We start from the raw sequence: 12,137 nt of genomic DNA on the forward strand, positions 1-12,137 counted from the left end.
GTCAGGAGGAAAGACAAAGATGGCACAAGCAATGACAACAAAAGAAGTGACGCAAAAAATCATTCGCCGCGAAAAAATGTTTATCTTGGACGTCCGTAATGAAGACGCATTCCAGGACTGGAAGATTGAAGGCGAACAGTTTTCCTACTTGAACGTTCCTTATTTTGATTTACTTGATGGTGTCGAAGACATTTTAGACCAACTGCCGACCGATCAAGACGTGCTCGTCGTCTGTGCGAAGGAAGGATCGTCCATTTTTGTCGCGGATTTATTGAAAGAAGCAGGACGGACGGTCTCGTATCTTGCAGGCGGGATGAAAGCCTGGAGCGAACATCTCGAGCCGATTTCACTCGGATCATTAAATGAAACCGGGTCAGATCGTGGAGAAGTCGTTCAGTTCGTCCGGATCGGGAAAGGTTGCCTGTCTTACATGATCATCTCGGAAGGCGAAGCCGTCCTCGTGGATGCCACACGTATGACAGATATCTATCTCGACTATGCAAAAGAACGTCAGCTTGAAATCACACATGTATTTGATACACATCTTCATGCCGATCACATTTCCGGCGGACGTGAGATTGCGGAAAAAACAGGCGCAACATATTGGTTGCCACCAAAAGACGCTACAGACGTCACGTTTGATTATGAAGCGCTCGAAGATGGAAGCCACGTTCAGGTAGGAGATACACAAATTGATGTACGGGCCTTTTATTCCCCGGGACATACAATCGGGTCGACTTCGTTCGTCGTCGATAATCGTTATCTCCTGACGGGCGACATTTTGTTTATTGATTCCATCGGACGTCCTGATTTAGCCGGTCTCGCAGAAGACTGGGTCGGTGACTTAAGAGACTCGCTCTACAACACGTATCGTAAACTATCGAAAGACCTGATTGTTCTGCCTGCCCACTTCATGTTAATCGAAGAATTAAACGAAGACGGCAGCATCGCGGAAAAACTGGATGTGTTACTTGCCAACAATCATGGCTTGAACATCGAAGACGAAGAAACATTCCGGAAAATGGTGACAGAAAACTTGCCGCCGCAACCGAATGCGTACCAGGAAATTCGAGAAACAAACATGGGGAAACAGACACCGGATCTCGAAGCACAACGTGAGATGGAAGTCGGTCCAAACCGCTGTGCCGTTCGCTAAACTAAAAAAATTACTTCAGGAGGAATTACAATTATGAAATCAGAACTCGTATTAGATGCAAAAGGACTTGCATGTCCAATGCCAATCGTCAAAACAAAAAAAGCAATCGCCGGACTCGAATCCGGTCAAATCCTTGAAGTCCATGCAACGGACAAAGGGGCAAAAAACGATTTACAAGCATGGGCAAAATCAGGTGGCCATGAGCTTGTGAAACACGAAGAAGAGGCCAGCGTCTTAAAATTTTGGATCCAAAAAGGGTAATTCAAGTTACAGGAGGGCTGGAGACAGTCCTTCTTTTTCAAAAGGAGTGAATCGAATGGAAATCGGATTTATCATTACCATTTTTTTGATTGGATTTGTCGGATCCTATATTTCCGGAATGCTCGGAATCGGCGGTTCAATCATCAAATATCCGATGCTGTTATACATTCCGCCGTTGCTCGGATTCGCTGCCTTTTCGGCCCATGAAGTGGCGGGAATCAGTGCCATTCAAGTCTTTTTTGCGACGATTGGCGGCGTTTGGGCTTACCGGAAAGGCGGTTATCTCAACAAGTCATTAATCGTAAGTATGGGTGGCGCCATTTTAAGCGGAAGTTTCCTCGGTGCCTACGGTTCAAATGTCTTGGCGGAAGATACAATCAATATCGTTTACGGAATACTGGCGTTAACGGCAGCGGTCATGATGTTCGTACCGAAAAAAGGACTGGATGATATTCCGCTTGATCAGGTCCGGTTCAACAAAACAATTGCAGCGAGTAGCGCGTTCATCGTCGGAGTCGGGGCAGGAATCGTCGGTGCGGCAGGAGCATTCTTACTTGTTCCGATTATGCTCGTCGTTTTAAAAATCCCGACCCGGATGACGATTGCTTCGTCGCTCGCGATTACCTTTATTTCGTCAATCGGCGCAACGGTCGGAAAGATTACGACAGGGCAGGTCGACTGGGGACCGGCTGCCATCATGGTCGTCGCCAGTCTGATTGCGGCACCGCTCGGCGCAATCGCCGGAAAAAAGATGAATACAAAAGTCCTGCAAATCATTTTGGCTGTCCTGATTTTAGCGACAGCCGTCAAAATCTGGCTCGATATTTTATGAAAGAGTACAAAAAAGCGATACTTTGCTTGTACATCAGCAAAGTATCGCTTTTTTTGATGAAGCTACAAACGGCTTTTTTCAATGACATCAACAAGTTGCCGTTCGACATCGAGTGCGACTTGTTTTAACTCGTCTTCTTCGACCAGACCAATCAGTGCCGTTGGACGCGGCATTCCGATTTTCGTCTGTCCATCTTCCGTATAAACAGCGAGCTTACACGGTAAAAAGTAGCCGGCCCGACGTTCCGCCGACAAGACACGATGGGCTTCCTTTGGATTACAGACTTCGAGGATATGGTATCGGTCTTCAAACGGTAACTCTTTTTCAGCAAATTTTTTCGCCAAATCAAACTCCCATAAGACGCCAAAGGAAACCTCGGCAAGTGCTGTTTTGAGACGTTCGATTGTTTTCTCCGTTGAATGATTCGAGTTGACTGTGTAGTCAAACATGAATACCCCTCCCGGTTTTTTTGATGTCTTAAATTTATTTCCCTCTTTTGATAGGATGAATCGTTTTTTTTGAATGTGCCGAATGAGAGCAGACCGGGCGACAAACTGTGGGAAATCAAGGTACATTAGAAAAAAGACATCCGTCAGACAATGGACGACGTAAGCTTAAAAAAGGAGGCGGAGGGGGATGAAGAAACGAATGTTGACGATTTTATCGGTCGTAGCATTGATTGCAATCATGATTGGCGGCTACTTTGTCTTTCAGCAACAACAGGCAAAATCGAGTGGGAGTAAAGAACTGACCTATGCCAAAGAAGAAACGGCGATTCTCGCAGGCGGTTGTTTCTGGTGCATGGAGCCGCCGTTTGAAGAGTTAAAAGGGGTCAAATCCGTAATTTCCGGTTATACCGGTGGAGATGTGAAAAATCCGACGTATAATCAAGTATCGGCGGAAACAACCGGACACCGGGAAGCCGTTTTGATTACATTTGATCCGGCTGTTATTTCCTATAAACAGTTACTTGATGTCTACTGGCGCCAAATCGATCCGACCGATCCGAACGGTCAATTCGTCGATCAAGGCGAATCATATACGACGGCAATCTTCTATACAAATGCGGAACAAAAGCAGATTGCGGAACAGTCGAAGAACGAATTAGCCGAGAGCGGAATTTTTGATGAAAAAATTGTCACACCGTTGATTGAAGCGGGTCCGTTTTATGAGGCAGAAGCGTATCATCAAGACTATTACTTGAAGAGCGAAAAGAAATATAAATTTTACCGGGCTGCATCCGGACGTGATGAGTTCATCAATCGATATTGGAAAGATCAACCAAAACTGGACTTACCGAAGTATTCAAAATTGACCGATGAACAAATCAAAGTGAAGTTGACGGATATCCAATATAAAGTCACTCAGGAAGACGGGACAGAACCGGCTTTTGATAATCCGTATCATGATTTAAAAGCGGACGGGATTTATGTGGATCTGATTTCCGGTGAACCGCTGTTTTCTTCTAATGATAAATTTGATTCGAAAACCGGCTGGCCGAGCTTCATTCGACCGTTAGAAAAAGGAAATATCATTGAAAAAAGTGACTTTGCATTAGGGATGAAGCGGATGGAGGTCAGAAGCCGGCACGGAAATGCGCATCTTGGACATGTCTTTAACGATGGCCCTGAACCGACTGGTTTACGTTATTGTATGAATTCAGCTGCTTTACGGTTTGTGCCGAAAGCCGACCTCGAAAAAGAAGGTTACGGTCAGTATGCTTCCGAATTTAAATAATCAGCTAAAAAGGGATTTTTCACTTTCGTGAAAAGTCCCTTTTCTTTCGAAAATGTAAGGTGACCGCATTAAAAATAACTATCCATTTTATCCAAATATTGTTTATACTAGACACAATGTAAGATCATATCTTGAGGAGGAACATTGTGAAAAAGTTAACGATTTGGCTCATGCTGAGCTGTTTGATTCTGACGCTCGGAATCGGACCATCAGCTGTTAAAACAGCAGCGGCAAATGAATTGTCGGAAGCTGTCTTATTAAAGGCAGGACAGGAAACGCTTCTGGAAACAGGAACGAATAAAACGAATACATATTGGTATAAGGTCGATCATCAAGCCGGGATTGAAAAAACGGCGACACATTTTGAATTATCGATTGATACGGATCAGCCGATCGAAGTAACGGCTTACCCTAGTCAAGAGATGGCATCAAAAGATGAGACATTTGACCGTTACCGCGGATATGCAGAACCAAACGATAAGGACGTCACGAAAATCGCTGTTCCGTATGCATGGGACGGACCATATTACGTCAAAGTCGATTATTATCCGGAAATCGAAGAAGATAAGACGGTCAAACCAGCAAACGTCAACTTGACGTACAATAATGTCAAATTGGCTGTCGAATATGAGCCAATCAGCGATATCAGCTGTATGGCGGAAGAAGCACTGAAACAAACATCGGACGAAAAACCGATGCTTGCCTTGATGCATGCGATTCAAAAACAAGTGTTGAGCCAGTCGGAACAAGGACGCAGTTTAACGTCGTTGTACTACAAGGCATCACCATACGTCGTCAAAACCTTGTTGTTCAACAAAGACAAACGGACACAAGCATATGAAGATTTAAAATCACTGAAGCCGGCCATGTCTGCTCTTGTCAACGGTACATCATACACATTGACGAAAACCGATCAAGCAGCGGTCAACCGTTTATACGCGTTGACTCGTGACGCATCACCGGAAGTCATCGCAACGGAAATCAATCAAGTCGCGAAAACGGCGAACATTGAAACAATTGGTGGATCCAATTTGACGGATGCCTTCAAACCATTTGGTATTCAAGTGAAATCAGAAGCTAAAACACGGTTCATCGTTAAGCTGAAACCGGGTCATACAGAGCGGACGATGAAAATCGCCGGTACACAGGCAACAGACGTTGAGAAGTTATCGCTTGGTAAAACAGGTCAGTTTGTCATCGTCACGGAAGATCCGACGGTTAAAAATCAGTCGGCAGCAGTCCTGAAACAATCGTTGAAAAAATCAAGTGCTGTTGAGTATGTCGAAGAAGTTCAGACATACCGAGCAACTGGTGACATCAACTATGACTACCAATGGTCGCTCAACCAAAAATCGAGCGTCGAACAGTTCCCGGATGCGGGAATCGGATTCGAAAAATTCCTGAAAAACAATGCAGGTCAAAAGTTGAAACCAGTCACGATTGCAGTTATTGATACAGGGGTGGATTACCGCCTGAAGGATTTACAAGGGAAAGTTGATATTGCCCAGGAAAAGAACTACGTCGATGTGAACGGGAACGGAAATGCACTCGACGATAACGGTCACGGAACACACGTCTCAGGTGTGATTGCAGCAGCCCTTGAAAATGATTACGGCATTCGCGGCATCCATCAATCGGCGAAAATTCTTCCCGTTAAGGTTTTGAACGCCAACGGTGAAGGGGAAACGGATGCGATCGCACTCGGAATTAAATATGCAGTTGATCACGGGGCAAAAATCATCAATATGAGTCTTGGCGGCGGTGAAAGCCGGACGATGGCATATATGATGAAATATGCGGCAGATCGCGGTGTAACGGTCGTCGCAGCGTCAGGTAACGAATACGATATGTCCGTTGGTTTCCCGGCCAGTTCAGAATACGCCATTTCTGTCGGAGCGACAAATCCGCTCGGTATGGTTGCTGATTATTCGAACTACGGCATCGGACTCGATGTTGTCGCACCAGGTTCAAAAATTGCAAGTCTTGTTCCGGACGGTAATACCGTTTATATGGACGGAACAAGCATGGCGTCACCGCACGTCGCAGCCGTTGCCGGAATTCTTGCGTCACTCGATTCAAAATTGACGCCAAAACAAATCGAGACAATCTTACGGACAAGTGCTGAACCGCTTGCCTTTGAGAATCCGAACGATTGGTACGATGATGAAGACGAAGATATGGAAGATGAGTATCCACCAGGATATGAAAAAGAAATGACACCGGACTTCCCGGCATTCGTCAGCCCGGTATCGGGATATGGAAAAGTCAACATCACACGTGCGATCTCGCAATTGCACCTAAACGGAAAAGTGAACCCGGTCTATGACAACCAGCTTGTTGTCAGCGGACAAGTTAAAACGGGTACAAAAGTTGAAGTTTGGTCGACGAAAAAGTTGACGGATACAAAAGACACGGCAAAAATGTTGGCAAAAACAACAGCAACAGCCGGTAAATACAGTGTGGCGATTCCCCGTCAGGAAAAAACATCTGTCTTGACGATTCGTTATGCGAACGGTCTTGACGTGACATCGGAACGGACGGAAGTTTTGCCAGGGAAAGCGCCGGCTGCACCGAAAGTCAACCGTGTGTTGGCCGGAGCAACGAAAGTAACCGGTACAGCCATCATCAATGGTAAAATTACAATTAAAGATTCAAAAAAGAAAGTAATCGGAAAAGCCGTTGTCGACAGTAAAGGGAAATTCACGGTCAAAGTCGCGAAATTAGCCCCTAATGCCCGTCTTGCGATCACGGTAAAAGATATTGCCAACCGTTCGAGCAAAGCGACCGTCCTTACGGTTCTTGCTCCGCCAGCTGCACCGAAAGTAAAGCCGGTGACAGCCGGTCAAACGAAAGTAACCGGTACAGGTGAGAAAAAAACGCATGTGTATATCCAAAATGCGAAGAAAAAAGTCATCGCCAAAGGAACCGTTACTTCTAAAGGAACGTTTTCTGTGAAGATTACGAAACAAAAAGCAGGAGCGAAGCTGTATGTTTATCTCAAAAATGACTTGAAACAAACGAGTACTAAAACAACAGTTGTCGTCAAAAAAGCGAAGAAATAAGTCTTAAAAGAACCCTTTTTCGGGTAAAACGAAAAAGGGTGCTTTTTTTTTTGATGAGTTATCTTACTTTTAAAGTATTTTTTTTGAAAATATGTTATTTTTAATTGATTCGACTATTTTTTAAAAAGCATCATTCGAAGCGAATGATGAGGAGGATATTTCATGATTAATTGGATTCGGAGACGAATCGGGCGGCAATTATTGGCAGTATTATATGTCTTACTGTTTTTAGTTTCGATGACTTCCTTTATGGTTTATGGTTATATGGAAAATCGAATCGAATCATCACGCGATAACTTAGAAGTCATCAGCGAACAAAATCGTCGCGCAGATCATTTATGGGATAACTGGCAGAACGTCCAGTTTGGTTTGCGGGGATTTGTCATTTTCGGTAACCAGGAACGTTTTGATCAAATCCAGGAGCTACGGACAGAAATCAAAAGTGAAACGGATTGGTTTACCCGTAAAGCCAAAACGGATGAAGAAGAAGAATTCGCTACCCAAATGACGAATATGTACAACTTATATTATGGAGCCTTGTTTCCTTTGACCCAGTCGTACGTAAATGAAAAAAAGGCGAATCAAATCAATGAAGATTTTTTACAGGGTGACAGTCTGTTCTCATTACCGATTGCTAAACGATTGGTGGAACAAGGTCAATTAAAACAAACAGCGGACGGTTCAATTGATGTCGAACCGGATATTGAAAAAGCATCTTCGGCATTAAATGAATACCGGAATAATTTACAACAACAGCAGGATACAGCCGTTGCCAACCTGCGGAGTGAGGTCGCAAAAACGAAATGGGTTTGGATTTCGAGTATCTTTGTCCTGATTATCTTTATTTTACTGTTTGTTCATCCGTTCCTGAAACGAATGACGAAACAGTTATTACGCCTGATTGAGGACAATCGAAAGCTGTCACGAAACGAGCCGATTGAGATGGATGTCATGGAGCGGCGGACAGATGAGATTGGCATGTTGCGCTCATCCTTTAATCAGATGGCTGTGACGACCAATCTACACAAAGAAGAGATGCAGAATAAAAACGAAGAGTTACAGGCACAGAGTGAAGAATTACTGGCCCAACAAGAAGAATTACAATCGCAACAAGAAGAACTCGAAGAGGCATATCAGGCGACGAAACAAAACGAAGAGAAGCTGAAGATGCGCAGCGAATTAACGGAAGCACTCGCTGTCCGGGAAACGGTCGAATCGTACCCGGCGATTGTTCAAAAAATGTTGGATATTACGTCTTCCGAGTATGGCGCTTTATTATTGTATGACAATGGCGTTTACATCGGTGCGACGACGAACGGCATGAAGATACAACAGATTCAATCCTTACTGGATGATGAGAATTCCTTATTGAACCGGATGCGGTTAGGGACGAAAGTCGTTCAGTCGGAAAAGCGGGTCTCACGAACGGACGATACACCGTACAGCTTTAGTACACATGAAGTCGCCTTGCCGATTTACGATCCATCAACAAACCAATTGATGGCTGCTGTCTATATGGTTCGATACCAATCACCGTATCAGTCTCAGCATCTAGCGGACATGCGTGATTTTTCTCAGCAGATGACTTTATCCTTATTACGGACGCGTTCGTATGACGAGATGAAACAGGAAAAACAAAAAACCGAGCAGGTCCTCGACTCAATCCGGGAAGCGATTATCTATCTGGAAGACGGAAATGATGAATTATATGTCAATCGTCCGTTGTTCGAACTGATACCAGAATTGCAAACCGAATTTACGACGGACCGGACTTTATCGTCGGCCAGTTATGTGATTGAAGTGATGCGTAATATCGTCGATGATGTCGAACGATTTAACGATTACTTAGACTTGATACGTTCTGGAGAAGTTTCTCCGGATAAAGTTCAATTTGATGTCCGTGGTAATTCGGCACATCTTGAAGTATATGCAGAACGAATCGATATTGAAGGTGGCTGGAAAGGGGTCATCCTCGTCATCCGTGATATTACCCGGGAAACAGAAGCGGATCGTCTGAAGACAGAACTCGTTTCGACGGTGTCTCACGAATTACGGACTCCCTTGTCTTCGATTTACGGATTCACGGAATTGATGCTCAATCGAGAGATTGATGCGATAAAACAACAGAAATATTTGTCGACGATTCATAATGAAACGGAACGGCTGTCGAATTTGGTGACCGATTTCCTCGATGTTCAACGGATGCAATCCGGTGGACAACGTTACCAAATGGCTCACCTTGATTTGTATTCGATCGTCGATCAAGTAATTGGTGTCTATAAGGCGTCAAACGGACTTCACGATATTCAACTTCACGTGTTGAGTGTAGAACGACCAGCGATTATTGGAGACGAAACACGGATTAAGCAGTTGCTGAACAATTTAGTCAACAACGCCATCAAGTATTCACCGGACGGTGGACAGGTTGACATTACAGTCAGCGCGGATCAAGAAAATGCGACGATTCAGATTACCGATCACGGTATCGGGATTCCACAATATGCCTTTGCCCATCTGTTTGATAAATTTTATCGTGTGGATAATTCAGATACACGACGAATCGGGGGTACGGGACTTGGTCTTTCGATTTGTAAGGAAATCGTCAAAGAACATGACGGTGTGATTCATGTCGAATCGACTGTCGGAAAGGGAAGCACCTTTACGGTCGCCCTGCCGTTGCACGCATTGGAAAATGTCTAATCCAAACAGGTATCGGATTGCTTCGGCAACCGGTACCTGTTTTTGTTTTACAATAATTTTTCAATCGCTGAGAGAAAACACAAGACGTTCAGTGAATATTTAAATATAATGAAAAGATAGTTAAAAAACAGAAAGATTTGCCGATAAACATATAGGACAAACGAACTAGGACAAAAGAAAGGGCGTGGACGATGCATAAACTAATCTATACCATCATCGGCGGATGGGTGATGTCTCATTTGTTATGGTTAGGAATCGTCGGTACATCATCGGACCTTTCGAGAACAGGGAACAGCCTGTTCATGATTCTAGGCGCTGTCCTTTCGACGATCATGTTGGTATTAGCGGCGCGGCGTCATCCGAATCGTCCATTTACGCAACGTCTATTTTTACTGCTCTTATTCGGAAATATGTCGCTGGCGATTGGCGAAACGTTAGAATTGATCGTGTCCCAACAGCACTTGGAACGTTCCGGAATATTTGATGGAATTGATTTAATATTCAGTCTGCAAATCGGATTTTATTTGCTGGCTTTTTGTTATTTTTTAATCAGTCGCCGTTCAGAAGTGAATTTACGATTTTTCCTATTTGATGAACTCATCATTTTGATTGTGACAGGAGCGATTTCCTGGCATTATCTCGTCACGCCGTATTTGGAACAGGCGGAACTGTTCAGCATGGAAACACTGTTATTACTCCGTTATCCATTAGGAGATCTGCTGTTACTGGGTGGGATGTTAATCCTGTTCTTTGGTGTCATGAAACGTGAAAACAGTATCCCGCTTCTGATGATATTGATTGGTTTTCATCTGCAATTAATTGCGGATTTATTATACGTCATTTTGGATCGAACCAATTTTCCGATTTCTTTGATGTGGCTGGATCCGATTTGGATCGCGACCGTCTTATTAATTGGCGGGGCGGGACTGATATTCGACGTTGGTGAACAGCCGATCGGATTTAACGTCAACCGGCGGATTCTAGACGGGATTCGTCTCGTGACACCGTATGTCTTCCTGTTGATTTTGTTTGTGACAATGGCACGTCAAGCCGTCAGTTGGAATGGTTTGACGATTGGTTTAATGATTGCCATTCCTTTATTGATTTCAAGGCAGGTTCGGATCGTGATGGACAATCAACGGTTGCGGGAAAATCTTGAGGCGAAAGTCGAGGAGCGGACGGCAGCACTCGAACAGGCATTGGAAGAGATGGAGCATATGGCCTATCATGACGCACTGACGAATTTACCGAACCGGTATTTGTTTGCCCGCTTGTTCAAAGAGGAACTTCGCCGGGCGGAAATTCATCAACGATTTGTCGGTCTGTTTTTTATCGATATTGATCATTTTAAGCAAGTGAACGATACATACGGCCATCAAATTGGAGATCAGTTGATCATTGATATCGCTAACCGTCTTGAAAAAAAATTGCCGCATAATACGATCATCTCCCGACAAGGCGGGGATGAATTTGTTTTACTGTTATTTGATGTCAAAGACGAATCGGACATCGAAGCATGTGGCCGACAGCTGGTTCAGTTATTCGAACGGTCGTTCATTCTGAAAGACACGCCTGTCTTCATGACGGCAAGTATTGGCGGCGCTGTTTATCCGACGCATGCGACCTCCCGGACAGCTTTGATCGAACAGGCGGATGTCGCGATGTATGAAGCGAAGCGGCGCGGGAAAAATCAATTTCATGTGGAAGTCTGAATCAAGCAAAGAGTCCCTGACAGTTGTCGGGGACTTTTTTTGACTCATTTCATCTTACTCAGTAATTTCTCCAAAGCGGTCGGATTAGTCACCTGCTCATTGCAATGGTCACTGTCGATACAAATATAATTTCCGATTGCCCGGTATTGATCAGCTGATTGATTCGTCCGGGCGGAGACAAGGGTGACATCACTATATTGATTGCAGATTGTACAGATGCCTTTTTGAATCGTCGGAAGATACGTGCCTTCGATTCCAATCCATTCTCCTTTTAAAGGATAGACAAAAAATTTCTTTTTATTCCCGGTGTCGTTCCAACTTAAATAGGTCGTCTTAAGAAAATCGATTGAGTGAAGGGGCGGATGCCGTAACTTTTTCGTTTTTCGAAACAGTTGCTGCAGTTGCTGTTCGGTAATCGACGGGAAAGATTGGACGAACGGTTGGATATCCTCGAGGTACCGGGCGGAATCCGTCTCGGTTTGAACGGTTCGAACCGCCATCAATAACGCCTCCTGTTCGGCAGTCAAAACCGGAAGCAAATCAAAGATTTTTTTAGAGGCACTGTAAATGACGGCGTCCCGGACGTCGGGATCATGGACGGTACCCAATTGCTGAATCATCGCATCGACCTGACCACGGATGAAATTGTACTGAAATGGTTGAATGAAAGGTTCCAT

At 44.4% G+C, this 12,137-nt stretch carries 9 protein-coding genes; 7 read left to right on the forward strand and 2 right to left on the reverse strand.

What is annotated here, in order from left to right; all coding sequences use genetic code 11:
• Positions 1 to 19 precede the first annotated feature (19 nt).
• From ACP26N_RS01995 to ACP26N_RS02005, 3 genes are read left to right on the forward strand one after another with little or no spacing between them, the layout of a single operon-like run.
• A complete protein-coding gene (locus ACP26N_RS01995) occupies positions 20 to 1,156 on the forward strand; it encodes an MBL fold metallo-hydrolase (protein ID WP_426354621.1) in 1,137 nt (378 codons plus the stop codon).
• 33 nt (positions 1,157 to 1,189) lie between these two features.
• Positions 1,190 to 1,417 (forward strand): sulfurtransferase TusA family protein, encoded by a 228-nt coding sequence (locus tag ACP26N_RS02000; protein ID WP_426354623.1) that lies wholly within the window; start codon positions 1,190 to 1,192, stop codon positions 1,415 to 1,417.
• Between the two features lie 55 nt (positions 1,418 to 1,472).
• Entirely contained in the window at positions 1,473 to 2,249 is a 777-nt protein-coding gene (locus ACP26N_RS02005; RefSeq protein WP_131503361.1) for a sulfite exporter TauE/SafE family protein, read from the forward strand.
• Between the two features lie 62 nt (positions 2,250 to 2,311).
• Here the strand turns inward: ACP26N_RS02005 and ACP26N_RS02010 are convergent, their stop codons facing one another.
• A complete protein-coding gene (locus tag ACP26N_RS02010) occupies positions 2,312 to 2,698 on the reverse strand; it encodes a DUF302 domain-containing protein (RefSeq protein ID WP_131973338.1) in 387 nt (128 codons plus the stop codon).
• Positions 2,699 to 2,885: 187 nt separating this feature from the next.
• Between ACP26N_RS02010 and msrB the strand changes: the two genes are divergently transcribed.
• The 4 genes from msrB (at position 2,886) to ACP26N_RS02030 (ending at position 11,460) form a co-directional block, all read left to right on the forward strand.
• Positions 2,886 to 3,986, forward strand: a complete 1,101-nt coding sequence (msrB, locus tag ACP26N_RS02015) for a peptide-methionine (R)-S-oxide reductase MsrB (RefSeq protein ID WP_354020766.1) — start codon at positions 2,886 to 2,888, stop codon at positions 3,984 to 3,986.
• A gap of 146 nt (positions 3,987 to 4,132) precedes the next feature.
• Positions 4,133 to 7,048 (forward strand): S8 family serine peptidase, encoded by a 2,916-nt coding sequence (locus tag ACP26N_RS02020; protein WP_426354625.1) that lies wholly within the window; start codon positions 4,133 to 4,135, stop codon positions 7,046 to 7,048.
• A gap of 162 nt (positions 7,049 to 7,210) precedes the next feature.
• Positions 7,211 to 9,748, forward strand: a complete 2,538-nt coding sequence (locus ACP26N_RS02025; protein ID WP_131973335.1) for an ATP-binding protein — start codon at positions 7,211 to 7,213, stop codon at positions 9,746 to 9,748.
• A 191-nt stretch (positions 9,749 to 9,939) separates the two neighbouring features.
• The gene (locus ACP26N_RS02030; protein ID WP_426354627.1) at positions 9,940 to 11,460 is read left to right on the forward strand and encodes a diguanylate cyclase domain-containing protein; all 1,521 of its coding nucleotides are present in this window, start codon (positions 9,940 to 9,942) and stop codon (positions 11,458 to 11,460) included.
• Between the two features lie 44 nt (positions 11,461 to 11,504).
• On the opposite strand, the gene ACP26N_RS02035 is transcribed toward ACP26N_RS02030, so the two are convergent.
• Positions 11,505 to 12,137 (reverse strand): FusB/FusC family EF-G-binding protein, encoded by a 633-nt coding sequence (locus ACP26N_RS02035; RefSeq protein WP_426354629.1) that lies wholly within the window; start codon positions 12,135 to 12,137, stop codon positions 11,505 to 11,507.

The sequence above is a fragment of the Exiguobacterium sp. R-39 genome (genome assembly GCF_049942815.1).
GTDB lineage: Bacteria > Bacillota > Bacilli > Exiguobacteriales > Exiguobacteriaceae > Exiguobacterium_A.